The organism is Leclercia pneumoniae (assembly GCF_017348915.1).
GTDB classification, from domain to species: domain Bacteria; phylum Pseudomonadota; class Gammaproteobacteria; order Enterobacterales; family Enterobacteriaceae; genus Enterobacter; species Enterobacter pneumoniae.
This window is the reverse complement of sequence record NZ_CP071383.1, coordinates 4196384-4211792: the sequence shown is the minus strand read 5'-3', so window position 1 is coordinate 4211792 and position 15409 is coordinate 4196384. Positions and strand designations below refer to the sequence as shown.

Here is a 15409-nt window from a genome sequence, read left to right as displayed (position 1 = left end):
TTTTGTTTTACACTCTGTCAAGCGTAACTAATACTCCGCGCCATAAATAGCTCGGCCAAAGATATAGGAGCGTGTAGGATGGCGGAAAGCTTTACGACTATTAATCGTTTTTTCGACAACAAAAATTATCCACGCGGATTTTCTCGTCATGGTGATTTCACCATCAAAGAGGCACAACTGCTTGAGCGCCATGGTTATGCTTTTAACGAGTTGGATCTGGGAAAACGTGAACCTGCGACTGAAGAAGAGACGCTGTTCGTTGCCGTTTGTCGTGGCGAGCGCGAGCCTGTAACAGAAGCGGAACGTGTATGGATCAAGTACATGGCACGTATTAAGCGTCCTAAGCGTTTCCACACCCTGTCTGGTGGCAAGCCACAGATGGAAGGTGCAGAAGATTACACCGATTCAGACGACTAAATGAGAGGGGCTACGGCCCCTTTTTTAGGTCAGCATCTTTTGTAAGTGCTGTAATAACCTGTCGATGGCACGATAGCCCAGCGCTTCCTGCAGATGCCTTCGTTCAATATTCAAACATTTCTCCAGATCGGCAATCGTGCGTGCGACCTTCAGCAGGCGCTGCCAGGCCCGAACGGAAAGACCGAAGCGAGTAAGCGTCTCCTCCAGCCATTTTGCATCTTCTGCTTCCAGCTGACAAAACCGGCGTATCTCGGCGTTATCAAGATGGGCGTTGAGTTTGTTTTGCCGCGCCATTTGCGTGCCCTGTGCCGCCATGACCCTTTTCCGCACGGTCGCGCTGTCCTCTCCCGTTTTCTGCATCTGGCAAAGCAGCCCTGGCGGCGGCAGAGGGATCTCCAGAGATAAATCAAACCTGTCGAGAAAAGGGCCGGACAGCCGCGACAGATAGCGCAACGTCTGCTCTGGCGTGCAGCGATTGTGTTGACCCTGATAGTGTCCTGTCGGACTGGGATTCATCGCTGCAATCAGCTGAAAACGGGCCGGATACGCTATCTTTGCGCGCGTGCGGGAGATATTGATCTGCCCTGACTCAATAGGCTCTCGCAGAGCATCAAGCACCCGTCGCTCAAACTCTGGCAGCTCATCCAGAAAAAGAATGCCATTATGGGCCAGCGAGATCTCGCCGGGAGCCGGAATAGAACCACCTCCCACCATGGCCGCCAGCGAGGCGCTATGATGTGGTGCGCGGAACGGGCGCTTACGCCACTGTTTATGCAGAGAGCTGGCATTGACGAGGCTAATAATCGCTGCGCTTTCCAGAGCTTCATGATTACTCAGCGGCGGTAACAGTCCATTCAGCCGACTGGCAAGCATGGTCTTTCCTGTACCCGGAGGACCAATGAGCAAGAGATTATGCGAGCCAGCCGCGGTGATCTCGAGGGCGCGCTTGCCATGCTCCTGGCCAATAATATCATTGATATCATTTGATTCAGGCTCGGTGGAAAAGGGGACCGGCTCGGGCTCGGCCAGCTGATGTTTCCCTTCCAGGAAGGCGCAGACCTCCTGTAAATGCCCCGCGACCAGGCAGCCTTTCTGCTCGATAAGACTGACTTCTGCTGCATTATCGGTAGCGACGATGATCTCCCGACCAGCATTCAGCGCTGCGATTGCACCGGATATTGCACCTGGAACCCCTCTCAACGCGCCTGTAAGGGCCAGTTCACCCACAAACTCGTAATGACCCAGACGTGATGCAGAGAGCTGCTCAGACGCAGTGAGAAGCGCAATAGCGATAGGTAAATCGTATCGCCCTCCCTCTTTAGGTAAATCCGCAGGGGCGAGGTTGATGGTGATTTTCTTTGCCGGAAAGGTATAACCGCTGTTGATAATCGCGCTGCGTACCCGGTCTCTGGCCTCCTTAACGGTGGTTTCCGATAGACCCACCAGGGTCAGCCCCGGAAGCCCATTACTCAGATGCACTTCAACAGAAATGAGCGGCGCTTTTACCCCTAACGCCGCACGCGTGTAAACAACCGACAATGACATAGACACCCACCTTAAAGGTGTACTATGCCATTACGATCGCTGCCAAATTACGGATGATTGCTCTCTTTGCGCGCACGATTCGTAATTTTCTTTACGTGGATGCAATACTTGCAATGCACTGGAACAGCCGCCGCAAAAAGTCATCATTTTTCTTTTTAAACGAAATTTGGTCAAAAAAATGAAAATAATTCATTTTCTATTTTTGTGATAAAAAACAATGATTTTTAACTAAATTCGTTGTCGCATAAAAAATAGCGTAATAAAAAAATCTTGTGATACAGAGCGAATCTGTGATAACTCTTTAGGTATTCCTTCGAACAAGAAGCTTAAAGAACTAAAAATGACAACCCTTCTACGAGTGATTAGCCTGGTCGTGATTAGCGTGGTGGTGATTATTATCCCACCGTGCGGGGCTGCACTTGGACGAGGAAAGGCTTAAAAATCAAGCCTTAACGAACTAAGACCCCCGCACCGAAAGGTCCGGGGGTTTTTTTATGGCCAAAAAATATAAGTGAGGAGCAGATTATGGGTTTTAGCATAAAATTCTGTTTCTCCCGATTTACGACGGGGAAGTAACTATGAATGGGGCACAGTGGGTAGTACATGCGTTGCGTGCACAGGGAGTCGAGACCGTTTTTGGTTACCCGGGTGGCGCAATTATGCCGATTTATGATGCGTTGTATGACGGCGGCGTGGAACATCTGTTGTGCCGACACGAGCAGGGAGCAGCGATGGCGGCCATTGGTTACGCCCGCTCTACCGGAAAAACCGGTGTTTGCATGGCAACATCGGGGCCTGGTGCAACCAACCTGATCACCGGCCTGGCCGATGCGCTGCTCGACTCCGTTCCCGTTGTTGCTATCACCGGTCAGGTTGCTTCTCCCTTCATCGGTACCGACGCCTTCCAGGAAGTGGATGTGCTCGGGTTATCGCTGGCTTGCACCAAACACAGTTTCCTTGTTCAGTCCCTGGAAGAGTTGCCGCGCGTGATGGCTGAAGCCTTTGAAGTGGCAAACTCGGGTCGACCTGGGCCGGTTCTGGTCGATATCCCGAAAGATATCCAGGTGGCCCTGGGCGATCTGGAACCGCATTTCTCCACCGTTGAAAGCGCCGATGTTTTACCACACGCCGAAGTGAAAGAAGCCTTTCACATGTTGGCTCAGGCGCAAAAACCGATGCTCTACGTCGGCGGCGGCGTCGGCATGGCCCAGGCGGTTCCCGCGCTGCGTGAGTTTCTCGCCGTCACGCAAATGCCGGCCACCTGTACGCTCAAAGGATTGGGCGCTGTCGATGCAGATAATCCGTACTATCTCGGCATGTTGGGCATGCACGGTACCAAAGCGGCGAACCTGGCGGTGCAAGAGTGTGACCTGCTCATCGCTGTAGGGGCCCGTTTTGACGACCGTGTTACCGGCAAGCTGAATACCTTCGCCCCCAATGCCAAAGTGATTCATATGGATATCGATCCGGCAGAGATGAACAAACTGCGTCAGGCGCACGTTGCTTTGCAGGGCGACCTCAATGCCCTGTTACCGGCGTTGCAACAACCGCTCAATATCGACGCGTGGCGCCAGCATGCAGCGGATATGCGCCGTGAGCACGCCTGGCGTTACGACCATCCCGGCGACGCCATTTATGCCCCTTTGCTGTTAAAACAGCTGTCGGATCGCAAGCCAGCAGACAGCGTAGTGACGACGGATGTCGGTCAGCATCAGATGTGGTCGGCCCAGCATATGACATACACTCGCCCGGAGAATTTCATCACTTCGAGTGGATTAGGCACGATGGGCTTCGGTCTGCCCGCTGCCGTTGGCGCACAGGTCGCACGTCCAGACGATACTGTTATCTGCATCTCCGGTGATGGCTCGTTCATGATGAACGTGCAGGAGCTGGGCACGGTGAAACGTAAGCAGTTACCGGTCAAGATCGTACTGCTTGATAATCAGCGTTTAGGCATGGTCCGCCAGTGGCAGCAGCTCTTCTTCCAGGAGCGCTACAGCGAAACGACCCTTACCGACAATCCCGATTTCCTTGTTCTGGCCAGCGCGTTTGGCATTCCAGGCCAGCACATCACCCGTAAAGACCAGGTTGAAGCGGCGCTCGACACCATGTTGTCCTGCAAAGGGCCGTACCTGCTTCATGTCTCAATCGACGAGCTTGAGAATGTCTGGCCGTTGGTGCCGCCTGGCGCCAGTAACTCACAAATGCTGGAGAAATTATCATGATGCAACATCAGGTCGCCGTGCAGGCTCGCTTCAACCCGGAAACGTTAGAACGTGTTTTACGCGTGGTTCGCCATCGGGGCTTTCAGATATGCTCGATGAATATGGAAACCGCAACGGATGCACAGAACATAAATATCGAATTGACCGTTGCCAGTCCACGGCCTGTCGAATTACTGTTTAGCCAGCTAAGTAAACTGGTCGACGTCGCGCATGTCGCCATCTGCCAGAGCACAACCACATCGCAACAAATCCGCGCCTGAGCGCAATAGGAAGAAAAATGACCACGAAAAAAGCTGATTACATTTGGTCCAATGGTGAGATGATTCGCTGGGAGGACGCGAAGGTCCACGTGATGTCCCACGCGCTGCACTACGGTACCTCTGTGTTTGAAGGTATCCGCTGCTATGACTCACACAAAGGTCCAGTGGTGTTCCGCCATCGCGAACATATGCAGCGTCTGCGTGATTCAGCCAAAATCTATCGATTCCCTGTTTCTCAAAGCGTTGATGAGCTGATGGAAGCTTGCCGCGCGGTTCTGCGTAAAAACAACCTGACCAGCGCCTACATCCGCCCGCTGGTATTTGTGGGTGATGTGGGTATGGGCGTGAACCCGCCGGCCGGCTATACCACTGATGTGATCATCGCGGCGTTCCCTTGGGGAGCTTACCTGGGCGCAGAAGCGCTAGAGCAGGGGATCGATGCCATGGTCTCCTCATGGAACCGTGTCGCACCTAACACCATTCCGACCGCGGCCAAAGCGGGCGGCAATTACCTCTCCTCTCTGCTGGTGGGCAGCGAAGCGCGTCGCCACGGTTACCAGGAAGGGATCGCTCTGGATGTGAACGGCTACATCTCCGAAGGCGCTGGCGAAAACCTGTTTGAAGTGAAAGACGGTATTCTTTTCACGCCGCCGTTTACCTCTTCGGCACTGCCGGGTATCACCCGCGATGCCATTATCAAGCTGGCGCAGGATTTGGGGATCGAGGTTCGTGAGCAGGTTCTCTCTCGTGAATCCCTGTACCTGGCGGATGAAATATTTATGTCCGGTACCGCCGCAGAAATTACACCGGTACGCAGCGTTGACGGGATCCAGGTTGGCGAAGGCCGCCGTGGTCCGGTGACCAAGCGTATTCAGGAAGCGTTCTTTGGTCTCTTCACCGGCGAAACAGAAGATAAATACGGTTGGTTGGATCAGGTTAATCCATAAGCATCACTATGGGACGGCACGCACCGTCCCATTTACAAGATAGACGGGAGTAAATAAAGCATGCCTAAGTATCGTTCCGCCACCACCACCCACGGCCGCAACATGGCTGGTGCCCGCGCGCTGTGGCGCGCCACCGGGATGACCGACGCCGATTTTGGAAAACCGATTATCGCCGTGGTGAACTCTTTTACCCAGTTCGTTCCGGGTCACGTACACCTGCGCGATCTCGGTAAACTGGTCGCCGAACAGATCGAAGCTGCGGGCGGTGTGGCGAAAGAGTTCAATACCATCGCCGTCGATGACGGTATCGCGATGGGCCACGGGGGCATGCTCTATTCACTGCCGTCGCGTGAGCTGATTGCCGACTCGGTGGAGTACATGGTGAATGCCCACTGTGCCGACGCCATGGTCTGTATCTCTAACTGTGACAAAATCACTCCAGGGATGTTGATGGCCTCCCTGCGCCTGAATATTCCGGTGATCTTCGTCTCTGGCGGCCCAATGGAAGCCGGTAAAACCAAGCTTTCCGACAAAATCATCAAGCTTGACCTTGTTGATGCCATGATTCAGGGTGCGGACCCGAAAGTCTCTGACGAGCAGAGCGATCAGGTAGAACGTTCGGCCTGTCCGACCTGTGGCTCCTGTTCAGGTATGTTCACCGCGAACTCCATGAACTGTCTGACCGAAGCGCTTGGCCTGTCCCAGCCGGGTAACGGCTCGCTGCTGGCGACCCACGCCGATCGTAAACAGCTGTTCCTTAATGCGGGTTCACGTATCGTTGAGCTGACTAAACGCTACTACGAGCAGGACGACGCCAGCGCACTGCCGCGCAACATCGCCAGTAAAGCGGCGTTTGAAAATGCCATGACGCTCGATATCGCCATGGGTGGCTCCACTAACACCGTTCTGCACCTGCTGGCTGCCGCACAGGAAGCCGAAATCGACTTCACCATGAGCGATATCGATAAGCTTTCCCGCAAAGTGCCACAGCTGTGTAAAGTGGCGCCAAGTACCCAGAAATACCATATGGAAGACGTCCACCGCGCGGGCGGGGTTCTCGGTATCCTCGGCGAGCTGGATCGCGCCGGGTTGATGAACCGCGACGTGAAAAACGTGTTGGGGCTGACGCTGCCAGAGGCGCTGGAACAGTACGACGTGATGCTGACCAAAGATGAGGCGGTGAAAAAGATGTTCCGCGCAGGGCCGGCGGGTATCCGTACCACGCAGGCCTTCTCGCAGGATTGCCGCTGGGATACGCTGGATGACGATCGCGCAGAAGGCTGTATCCGCTCGCTGGAGCACGCCTACAGCAGAGACGGTGGGCTCGCGGTGCTCTACGGTAACTTTGCAGAAAACGGCTGTATCGTAAAAACCGCAGGCGTGGACGACAGCATCCTTAAATTTACCGGCCCTGCCAAAGTCTACGAAAGCCAGGACGAGGCAGTAGACGCTATCCTCGGTGGCAAAGTCGTAGAAGGCGACGTGGTCGTTATCCGTTACGAAGGGCCAAAAGGCGGTCCGGGTATGCAGGAGATGCTCTACCCAACCACCTTCCTGAAATCCATGGGGCTTGGCAAAGCCTGCGCGCTGATCACCGACGGTCGTTTCTCCGGCGGGACGTCCGGGCTCTCTATCGGCCACGTGTCACCAGAAGCGGCAAGCGGCGGCAACATCGCGATCATTGAAGATGGCGATCTGATTGAAATCGACATCCCGAACCGCGGTATTCAGCTGAAGCTGAGCGATCAGGAGATTGCCGCACGTCGTGAAGCGCAAGAAGCTCGCGGCGAGAAAGCCTGGACGCCGAAAGATCGCCAACGCGAAGTCTCCTTTGCTCTGCGTGCTTACGCGACCCTGGCCACCAGTGCAGATAAAGGCGCAGTGCGCGATAAATCGAAACTCGGGGGCTAATGATGGCCGACTCACAACCCCTGTCTGCCGCCCCCGAGGGGGCGGAATATCTCCGGGCGGTGCTACGTGCACCGGTCTATGAAGCCGCGCAGGTCACGCCGCTGCAGAAGATGGAAAAGATCTCTTCGCGCCTCGATAACGTGATTCTGGTGAAGCGTGAAGATCGGCAGCCGGTGCACAGCTTTAAGCTGCGGGGCGCTTACGCCATGATGGCCGGGCTAACCGAAGAGCAAAAAGCGCGTGGTGTGATCACCGCTTCGGCGGGTAACCATGCCCAGGGGGTTGCGTTCTCTGCGGCGCGTCTGGGTTTGAAAGCCTTGATTGTGATGCCTGTGGCAACCGCTGACATCAAAGTCGATGCCGTACGTGGCTTCGGTGGCGAGGTGTTGCTGCACGGTGCGAATTTCGATGAAGCGAAAGCCAAAGCGATTGAACTGGCACAACAGCAGGGTTTTACCTGGGTCCCGCCGTTCGACCATCCGATGGTGATTGCCGGGCAGGGTACGCTGGCGCTTGAGCTTTTGCAGCAGGATGCCCACCTCGACCGCGTCTTCGTGCCGGTAGGCGGTGGCGGACTTGCGGCAGGCGTGGCGGTGCTAATCAAACAGCTAATGCCACAGATCAAAGTGATTGCCGTTGAAGCGGAAGACTCGGCCTGCCTGAAAGCGGCGCTGGAGGCCGGACATCCCGTTGACCTGCCGCGGGTCGGGCTGTTTGCCGAGGGGGTGGCTGTCAAACGCATTGGCAATGAAACGTTCCGTCTCTGTCAGGAATATCTCGACGATATCGTCACGGTTGATAGCGACGCTATCTGCGCGGCGATGAAAGATCTGTTCGAGGACGTTCGCGCCGTGGCGGAGCCGTCCGGCGCGCTGGCGCTGGCGGGAATGAAAAAATACATCGCGCAGCACAACATTCGCGGGGAACGTCTGGCTCACGTGCTCTCGGGCGCTAACGTCAACTTCCACGGTCTGCGCTACGTTTCCGAACGCTGCGAGCTGGGTGAGCAGCGTGAAGCGTTACTGGCGGTGACCATTCCGGAAGAGCAGGGGAGCTTCCTCAAGTTCTGCCAGCTGCTGGGTGGCCGTGCGGTGACGGAGTTTAACTACCGTTTTGCCGATGCGAAAGACGCCTGCATTTTTGTTGGTGTTCGCCTGAGCCGGGGTCTGGAGGAGCGCAAAGAGATCCTCAACCTGTTGCACGAAGGTGGCTACAGCGTAGTAGATCTTTCTGACGATGAAATGGCCAAACTGCACGTGCGCTACATGGTGGGCGGGCGTCCATCGAAGCCGCTGCAGGAGCGTCTGTACAGTTTCGAATTCCCGGAATCGCCCGGCGCGTTGCTGAAGTTCCTGCATACGCTGGGCACGCACTGGAACATTTCGCTATTCCACTACCGCAGCCATGGCACCGACTATGGCCGCGTGCTGGCGGCGTTTGAACTGGGCGAGCACGAGCCGGATTTCGAAACCCGTCTGAACGAACTGGGTTATGACTGTCATGACGAGACCCATAACCCGGCGTTCCGCTTCTTCCTGGCGGGTTAACTGCCCGGCAGTAATTTCCAGAACGCATCAATAAGCGGCTCATGCAGCCGCTTTTTTTGTGCGCACACGCCAAGTTCGAACGGCGTTTTTTCATCACTGCGTTCGAGAATCATCACGCGGTTGCGCACCGGCTCCGGGCTGTTTTCCAGCACCACTTCCGGCAGCAGCGCCACGCCGCAGCCTAGTGCCACCATTGAAACCATTGCCTCGTGGCCGCCCACCGTGGCGTAAATCGACGGATTGCTGATTTTTTGCCGACGGAACCAGAGTTCGATGCGACGGCGCACTGGCCCCTGGTCGGCCATGATAAACGGCACCGTTGACCAGTCGGGTTTTTCCACCGATACCTGATTTCGCACCGGACACGGCAGCGCCGGTGCAATCAACACCACGGCCAGGTTCTCGAGCATTGAGAATGCCACCGCGCCCGGCAGGGTTTCCGGTTTGCCGGCGATCGCCAGATCGGCCTCACGGGTCACCACTTTTTCCATCGCATCGGCCGCATCGCCGGTGGTGAGTTTGATCTCTACCGAAGGGTGTTCAGCGCGAAAGCGATCCAGAATGGGGGGCAGATGACTGTAAGCCGCCGTCACAGAACAGAAAATATGGAGTTCGCCTGAAAGTGACGGGCCCTGCTGATCGATGGTGTGTCGCAGTTGCTGATACTGTAATAACGTCTGCTGAGCAAAAACGCGCAACTCTTCGCCCGCTTCCGTGAGCGTAACGGTGCGATTATCGCGTACAAATAGCGGCTGGCCGAGGTCCTCTTCAAGACGCTGGATCTGGCGCGAGAGCGTGGAGGGGCTGACGTGCATCGCCCGCGCGCTGCGGCCAAAGTGGCGGCTTTCCGCCAGATGGAGAAACATTTTCAGATCGCGTAAATCCATTGATTTCACCCGCCCTTTTTATATTGCAGATATTGCAACGTGACGTTGTGAATATATCAATTTCCGCAATAAATTTCCTGTTGTAATGTGGGTACATTCTCGCTGAACAGCGAACCGAACAATAAGACACACAACATCACGAGGTATCACCCATGGCTAACTACTTTAATACACTGAATCTGCGCCAACAGCTGGCGCAGCTGGGCAAATGCCGCTTCATGGCGCGCGATGAATTTGCTGATGGCGCGAGCTACCTTCAGGGTAAAAAAGTGGTCATCGTCGGCTGTGGCGCACAGGGCCTGAACCAGGGTCTGAACATGCGTGACTCCGGTCTGGATATCTCCTACGCCCTGCGTAAAGAAGCGATTGCTGAGAAGCGTGCCTCCTGGCGTAAAGCGACCGAAAATGGCTTCAAAGTGGGTACCTACGAAGAGCTGATCCCGCAGGCGGATCTGGTGGTTAACCTGACGCCAGACAAACAGCACTCCGACGTAGTGCGTTCCGTGCAGCCGCTGATGAAAGATGGCGCAGCGCTGGGTTACTCCCACGGCTTCAACATCGTGGAAGTGGGCGAGCAGATCCGTAAAGACATCACCGTCGTGATGGTGGCACCGAAGTGCCCGGGTACCGAAGTACGTGAAGAGTACAAACGTGGTTTCGGCGTACCGACGCTGATCGCGGTTCACCCGGAAAACGATCCGAAAGGCGAAGGCATGGCGATTGCCAAGGCATGGGCAGCGGCTACTGGCGGCCACCGTGCGGGCGTGCTGGAATCCTCCTTCGTTGCCGAAGTGAAATCTGACCTGATGGGTGAGCAGACCATTCTGTGCGGTATGCTGCAGGCCGGTTCTCTGCTGTGCTTCGACAAGCTGGTGGAAGAGGGTACCGACCCGGCATACGCTGAGAAACTGATTCAGTTCGGCTGGGAAACCATCACCGAAGCGCTGAAACAGGGCGGTATCACCCTGATGATGGACCGTCTGTCTAACCCGGCAAAACTGCGTGCTTATGCGCTGTCTGAACAACTGAAAACCATTATGGCACCGCTGTTCCAGAAACATATGGACGACATCATCTCCGGTGAGTTCTCTTCCGGCATGATGGCCGACTGGGCAAACGACGATAAAAACCTGCTGACCTGGCGCGAAGAGACCGGTAAAACTGCCTTTGAAACCGCTGCACAGTTCGAGGGTAAAATCAGCGAGCAAGAGTACTTCGATAAAGGCGTTCTGATGATCGCGATGGTGAAAGCGGGCGTTGAACTGGCGTTCGAAACCATGGTGGATTCCGGCATCATCGAAGAGTCAGCGTACTATGAATCGCTGCACGAACTGCCGTTGATTGCGAACACCATTGCCCGTAAGCGTCTGTACGAAATGAACGTGGTTATCTCTGATACCGCCGAGTACGGTAACTATCTGTTCTCCTACGCCTGCGTACCGCTGCTGAAAGAGTTTATGACTACCCTGCAGACAGGGGATCTGGGCAAAGCGATTACCGAAGGCGCGGTAGATAACGCCCAGCTGCGTGATGTGAACGAAGCGATTCGCAGCCACGAGATCGAGAAAGTGGGCCAGAAACTGCGTGGCTACATGACCGACATGAAGCGTATTGCTGTCGCGGGCTGATAACCCGATCGGGTGGCGCCAGCGCCTACCCGACCCCCAGGCAGGCCCGAAAAGCGTTAGCGCTGTCGGGCCTGTTTTTTGCGCTTCAGCGCAATAACCGCATCTGACACCTCGCCCTCTTGTCCTTCCGGCCCTTTCATTATTCTTGATACGTCATCGCAGAACACCGTTTCCCACTCCGCCGCCGATGGCGCCAGGGATGCAAAAGCCTCCTCCGCTGACTGGAAGGGGCGATCGGCATGCTTTGACCATGAAGGAGGTCTGGCATGCGATGTAATCAACAACATTCCGCCTGGCGTGACATGTTCTAATGCAGTACGAAAGATAGAGAAGCGATCGAAGGTGAGCGGAGATTCCAGGAACGATGCCACGATCAGATCGTACTGGCCCTCAGGGAAACGCGCGGTGAGATCGTATTGCGCGAAGGCGATCTTCCCGCTTACACCAGAACGCTCGGCATTGGCGGCAGCATAATCCAGCGCGCGTGGAGATAAATCAACCGCAGTAACCCGCCAGCCTTTTTTCGCCAGCCAGACGCTATCATCGCCACGCCCGCATCCCAACTCCAGCACCTTTCCGGGCGTAAGGGCATCGGCAAAGCGCACCAGAATTTTACCGGGTATGCCGTTTGATAGGGGCGACATTGCTGCGTAATGCTCTTCCCAGAACAGATCGGGGGATTGTTCGGTAGCCATCGTTTTCTCCTGCATGAAGTCACTTATGTAACATCAAAAGTATCATAAGATTTACGGCCGTCAATCGGTGAATTTTTCATCCCAGAGGTTGAAGAGGCTAAGTACATGTAATAATGTAAGTTACATGAAAATAAATAACTCTTTCTCCGCCACGCTGCATATTCTGCTGCACCTTGAACAGATGGATAAGCCCTTAACATCGGAGCAGATGGCGGCATTTATCGACGGAAATCCCGCTTTTATCCGCAAGTTGTTGGCAGGATTGCGTGAGCAAAAAATTGTTGGTTCAAGCAAAGGGCATCATGGCGGGTGGACGCTTTCACGCCCCGCGAGTCAGGTCACGCTGTATGACATCTATACAGCGCTGGGCTCGCCAGTGCTGTTTGCACTGGGTAACCGAAACGAAAATCCGCGCTGCCTGGTCGAAAAGGGGGTAAACCGGGTAATGTCAGATACCTTTGCCGAAGCAGAAACGCTAATACTGGAAAGGTTTAAACGCCTGACGCTGGCAGAGGTAGGAAGTGAGTTTATCGACTATTTTAATGCACAAGGGCAGGACAACTAAGCCTGCCCCTGCAAAGAGATTAGTTACGGTACAGCACTTTAATGATGTGGTAACCGAACTGGGTGTGCAGTGGACCAGTGGGTTCCAGCACCGGGCAAGAGAAGACCACTTTATCGAATGCAGGTACCATCTGGCCCTGACGGAATTCGCCTAAATCACCGCCACGTTTGCCTGACGGGCAGATAGAGTGTTTCTTTGCCAGCTTGCCGAAGTCGGCGCCGTTTTTAATCTGTTCCAGAAGATCCAGAGCCAGTTTCTCTTCTTTCACCAGGATATGCACTGCTGCTGCTGTTTTTGCCATGATTGTGCCTCGAAGGGGTTTAAGTCATCGGAGCGCAATATACCATGCGTTAACGGCGATAGAGCACCTTAATGATATGGTAGCCAAACCTGGTTTTCACCGGGCCAAAGGGCTTAAGAAGCGGGCAGCTAAAGACCGCCTGATCGAACGGGCCGACCATCGCCCCCTGCTTAAACTCGCCTAAATCACCGCCGTTACGCCCTGAAGGACATTTCGAATAGCGTTTCGCCAGATGATCAAAGCTAATGCCACGCTCCAGTTTGGCGAGGATCTCCTGCGCCAGCTTCTCTTCTTTCACCAGAATGTGCAGGGCTGCTGCAGTCTTTACCATGGTACTGTTCTCGGGGTTACACGCGTGACCTTCACTTTATCATTAGCCGGTAAATCTGCGCCCCGCTTTCTGCTACAATCCACACCCCGTTCGAAGATTGAGCACTATTCCCATGCGTTTAAACCCTGGACAACAACAAGCGGTCGAATTCGTTACTGGACCATGCCTGGTGCTGGCAGGGGCAGGATCCGGTAAAACCCGCGTAATTACTAATAAAATCGCCCACCTTATTCGTGGCTGTGGCTATCAGGCCCGCCATATCGCGGCAGTGACCTTTACCAACAAGGCAGCGCGCGAGATGAAAGAGCGTGTCGGCCAGACGCTGGGGCGCAAAGAGGCGCGCGGCCTGATGATCTCGACCTTTCACACTTTGGGGCTGGATATCATCAAGCGCGAATACGCCGCGCTGGGGATGAAGTCGAACTTTTCACTTTTTGACGATACCGATCAGGTGGCGTTACTTAAAGAGTTAACCGAAGGGTTGATCGAAGACGACAAGTTGATCCTGCAACAACTGATCTCGACGATCTCCAACTGGAAAAACGATCTTATGACCCCCGCGCAAGCTGCGGCAAGCGCGAAAGGTGAGCGGGATCGGATCTTCGCGCACTGTTACAGCCTGTATGATGCGCATCTCAAGGCCTGCAATGTGCTCGACTTTGACGATCTCATTCTGTTGCCAACCCTGTTGCTTCAACGCAACGAAGAGGTACGCGAGCGCTGGCAGAATAAAATCCGCTATCTGCTGGTGGATGAGTATCAGGATACCAACACCAGCCAGTACGAACTGGTGAAGTTGTTGGTAGGACAACGTGCGCGCTTTACCGTGGTGGGTGATGATGATCAGTCGATTTACTCCTGGCGCGGCGCACGTCCACAAAACCTGGTGCTACTGAGCAAAGACTTCCCGGCGCTGCAGGTGATCAAACTGGAGCAAAATTACCGTTCTTCCGGGCGTATCCTGAAAGCGGCAAATATCCTGATTGCTAACAACCCGCACGTCTTTGAGAAACGCCTTTTCTCCGAGTTGGGTTACGGTACCGAACTCAAGGTGCTTAGCGCCAATAATGAAGAGCATGAAGCTGAGCGCGTCACCGGTGAACTCATTGCGCATCACTTCGTTAATAAAACCGGCTATAAAGACTACGCGATCCTCTATCGCGGCAATCACCAGTCACGCGTCTTTGAAAAGATGCTGATGCAGAACCGCATCCCGTACAAAATCTCCGGGGGCACCTCTTTCTTCTCACGCCCTGAAATCAAAGATCTGCTGGCCTATCTGCGGGTACTCACCAACCCGGATGACGACAGCGCATTCCTGCGTATCGTTAATACGCCGAAGCGTGAAATTGGCCCCGCAACGTTGCAAAAGCTGGGCGAATGGGCGATGACCCGCAACAAAAGTCTGTTTACCGCCAGCTTTGATATGGGCCTGAGTCAGACCCTCACCGGACGGGGCTACGAATCGCTAACGCGCTTTACGCAGTGGTTAGGTGAAATTCAGCGTCTTGCTGAACGTGAGCCGGTGGTTGCCGTACGCGATCTGATTCGCGGCATCGACTACGAGTCCTGGCTATACGAAACCTCCGCGAGCCCAAAAGCGGCGGAAATGCGCATGAAAAACGTTAACCAGCTCTTCAGCTGGATGAGTGAAATGCTTGAAGGCTCAGAAATTGATGAACCCATGACCCTGACCCAGGTCGTCACCCGTTTCACCCTGCGCGATATGATGGAGCGTGGCGAGAGCGAGGAAGAGGCCGATCAGGTACAGCTAATGACATTGCATGCCTCGAAAGGGCTGGAATTCCCCTATGTCTATCTGGTGGGAATGGAAGAGGGGATACTGCCGCATCAGAGCAGCATTGACGAAGATAACGTCGATGAAGAGCGCCGGCTGGCCTATGTGGGCATTACGCGTGCGCAGAAGGAGCTGGTCTTTACGCTTTGTAAAGAGCGCCGCCAGTACGGTGAATTGGTGCGTCCAGAGCCGAGTCGCTTTCTGATGGAATTGCCCCAGGATGATCTGATTTGGGAGCAGGAGCGTAAGGTCATTACGGCGGAAGAGAGAATGCACAAAGGTCAGGCAAACGTGGCAAACATACGTGCCATGCTGGCGAAAGCGAAAGATAAGTAACATGTTCCTCTCCTGC

The 15409-nt window shown here is 54.8% G+C and carries 15 protein-coding genes; 10 read left to right on the top strand and 5 right to left on the bottom strand.

The window, feature by feature from the left end; all coding sequences use genetic code 11:
* The first annotated feature begins 78 nt into the window (after window positions 1-78).
* Window positions 79-417: a MaoP family protein gene (locus JZ655_RS20440; protein WP_040078058.1), complete on the top strand. Its 339-nt coding sequence runs from the start codon at window positions 79-81 to the stop codon at window positions 415-417.
* A gap of 24 nt (window positions 418-441) precedes the next feature.
* Here the strand turns inward: JZ655_RS20440 and JZ655_RS20435 are convergent, their stop codons facing one another.
* A complete protein-coding gene (locus JZ655_RS20435) occupies window positions 442-1962 on the bottom strand; it encodes a YifB family Mg chelatase-like AAA ATPase (RefSeq protein ID WP_207292618.1) in 1521 nt (506 codons plus the stop codon).
* Between the two features lie 340 nt (window positions 1963-2302).
* Here JZ655_RS20435 and ilvL point away from each other — a divergent pair, with 340 nt between their 5' ends.
* The 6 genes from ilvL to ilvA all read left to right on the top strand — a co-directional run bounded on the left by ilvL (window position 2303) and on the right by ilvA (window position 8852).
* The gene (gene ilvL, locus JZ655_RS20430) at window positions 2303-2401 is read left to right on the top strand and encodes an ilv operon leader peptide (protein WP_040090233.1); all 99 of its coding nucleotides are present in this window, start codon (window positions 2303-2305) and stop codon (window positions 2399-2401) included.
* A 139-nt stretch (window positions 2402-2540) separates the two neighbouring features.
* Window positions 2541-4187 carry an acetolactate synthase 2 catalytic subunit gene (gene ilvG / locus JZ655_RS20425; protein ID WP_207292617.1) on the top strand — a complete coding sequence of 549 codons (1647 nt, stop codon included), beginning with the start codon at window positions 2541-2543 and terminating at the stop codon, window positions 4185-4187.
* Window positions 4184-4447, top strand: coding sequence for an acetolactate synthase 2 small subunit (ilvM, locus tag JZ655_RS20420; protein WP_040078062.1), 264 nt, complete (start codon window positions 4184-4186; stop codon window positions 4445-4447). Before ilvG ends, ilvM begins: the two co-directional genes overlap by 4 nt.
* Before the next feature lie 17 nt (window positions 4448-4464).
* On the top strand, window positions 4465-5394 hold the full coding sequence (locus JZ655_RS20415) for a branched-chain amino acid transaminase (protein WP_040078063.1): 930 nt from the start codon (window positions 4465-4467) through the stop codon (window positions 5392-5394).
* 60 nt (window positions 5395-5454) lie between these two features.
* Window positions 5455-7305 (top strand): dihydroxy-acid dehydratase, encoded by a 1851-nt coding sequence (gene ilvD / locus JZ655_RS20410; RefSeq protein WP_207292616.1) that lies wholly within the window; start codon window positions 5455-5457, stop codon window positions 7303-7305.
* A gap of 2 nt (window positions 7306-7307) precedes the next feature.
* A complete protein-coding gene (gene ilvA / locus JZ655_RS20405; RefSeq protein ID WP_207292615.1) occupies window positions 7308-8852 on the top strand; it encodes a threonine ammonia-lyase, biosynthetic in 1545 nt (514 codons plus the stop codon).
* On the opposite strand, the gene ilvY is transcribed toward ilvA, so the two are convergent.
* Window positions 8849-9739, bottom strand: a complete 891-nt coding sequence (gene ilvY, locus JZ655_RS20400) for an HTH-type transcriptional activator IlvY (protein ID WP_040078066.1) — start codon at window positions 9737-9739, stop codon at window positions 8849-8851. The two genes, ilvA and ilvY, sit on opposite strands and share 4 nt — an antisense overlap.
* 152 nt (window positions 9740-9891) lie before the next feature.
* On the opposite strand from ilvY, the gene ilvC reads away from it, so the two are divergent.
* Window positions 9892-11367, top strand: coding sequence for a ketol-acid reductoisomerase (ilvC, locus tag JZ655_RS20395; protein ID WP_046886624.1), 1476 nt, complete (start codon window positions 9892-9894; stop codon window positions 11365-11367).
* Between the two features lie 56 nt (window positions 11368-11423).
* Here the strand turns inward: ilvC and JZ655_RS20390 are convergent, their stop codons facing one another.
* Window positions 11424-12062: a class I SAM-dependent methyltransferase gene (locus JZ655_RS20390; protein ID WP_207292614.1), complete on the bottom strand. Its 639-nt coding sequence runs from the start codon at window positions 12060-12062 to the stop codon at window positions 11424-11426.
* Window positions 12063-12186: 124 nt separating this feature from the next.
* Between JZ655_RS20390 and JZ655_RS20385 the strand changes: the two genes are divergently transcribed.
* Window positions 12187-12627 (top strand): RrF2 family transcriptional regulator, encoded by a 441-nt coding sequence (locus tag JZ655_RS20385; RefSeq protein ID WP_040078070.1) that lies wholly within the window; start codon window positions 12187-12189, stop codon window positions 12625-12627.
* A gap of 19 nt (window positions 12628-12646) precedes the next feature.
* Here the strand turns inward: JZ655_RS20385 and ppiC (JZ655_RS20380) are convergent, their stop codons facing one another.
* The gene (gene ppiC, locus JZ655_RS20380; protein ID WP_003017999.1) at window positions 12647-12928 is read right to left on the bottom strand and encodes a peptidylprolyl isomerase PpiC; all 282 of its coding nucleotides are present in this window, start codon (window positions 12926-12928) and stop codon (window positions 12647-12649) included.
* A 49-nt stretch (window positions 12929-12977) separates the two neighbouring features.
* A complete protein-coding gene (gene ppiC / locus JZ655_RS20375; protein ID WP_046886622.1) occupies window positions 12978-13259 on the bottom strand; it encodes a peptidylprolyl isomerase PpiC in 282 nt (93 codons plus the stop codon).
* Window positions 13260-13371: 112 nt separating this feature from the next.
* Here ppiC (JZ655_RS20375) and rep point away from each other — a divergent pair, with 112 nt between their 5' ends.
* Window positions 13372-15393, top strand: a complete 2022-nt coding sequence (rep, locus tag JZ655_RS20370; RefSeq protein WP_207292613.1) for a DNA helicase Rep — start codon at window positions 13372-13374, stop codon at window positions 15391-15393.
* The last annotated feature ends 16 nt before the right edge of the window (window positions 15394-15409 follow it).

Coding starts and splice junctions, on each gene's coding strand:
- JZ655_RS20440 (WP_040078058.1), top strand. CDS start 79: ATGGCGGAAAGCTTTACGACTATTAATCGTTTTTTCGACAACAAAAAT.
- JZ655_RS20435 (WP_207292618.1), bottom strand. CDS start 1,962: ATGTCATTGTCGGTTGTTTACACGCGTGCGGCGTTAGGGGTAAAAGCG.
- ilvL (WP_040090233.1), top strand. CDS start 2,303: ATGACAACCCTTCTACGAGTGATTAGCCTGGTCGTGATTAGCGTGGTG.
- ilvG (WP_207292617.1), top strand. CDS start 2,541: ATGAATGGGGCACAGTGGGTAGTACATGCGTTGCGTGCACAGGGAGTC.
- ilvM (WP_040078062.1), top strand. CDS start 4,184: ATGATGCAACATCAGGTCGCCGTGCAGGCTCGCTTCAACCCGGAAACG.
- JZ655_RS20415 (WP_040078063.1), top strand. CDS start 4,465: ATGACCACGAAAAAAGCTGATTACATTTGGTCCAATGGTGAGATGATT.
- ilvD (WP_207292616.1), top strand. CDS start 5,455: ATGCCTAAGTATCGTTCCGCCACCACCACCCACGGCCGCAACATGGCT.
- ilvA (WP_207292615.1), top strand. CDS start 7,308: ATGGCCGACTCACAACCCCTGTCTGCCGCCCCCGAGGGGGCGGAATAT.
- ilvY (WP_040078066.1), bottom strand. CDS start 9,739: ATGGATTTACGCGATCTGAAAATGTTTCTCCATCTGGCGGAAAGCCGC.
- ilvC (WP_046886624.1), top strand. CDS start 9,892: ATGGCTAACTACTTTAATACACTGAATCTGCGCCAACAGCTGGCGCAG.
- JZ655_RS20390 (WP_207292614.1), bottom strand. CDS start 12,062: ATGGCTACCGAACAATCCCCCGATCTGTTCTGGGAAGAGCATTACGCA.
- JZ655_RS20385 (WP_040078070.1), top strand. CDS start 12,187: ATGAAAATAAATAACTCTTTCTCCGCCACGCTGCATATTCTGCTGCAC.
- ppiC (WP_003017999.1), bottom strand. CDS start 12,928: ATGGCAAAAACAGCAGCAGCAGTGCATATCCTGGTGAAAGAAGAGAAA.
- ppiC (WP_046886622.1), bottom strand. CDS start 13,259: ATGGTAAAGACTGCAGCAGCCCTGCACATTCTGGTGAAAGAAGAGAAG.
- rep (WP_207292613.1), top strand. CDS start 13,372: ATGCGTTTAAACCCTGGACAACAACAAGCGGTCGAATTCGTTACTGGA.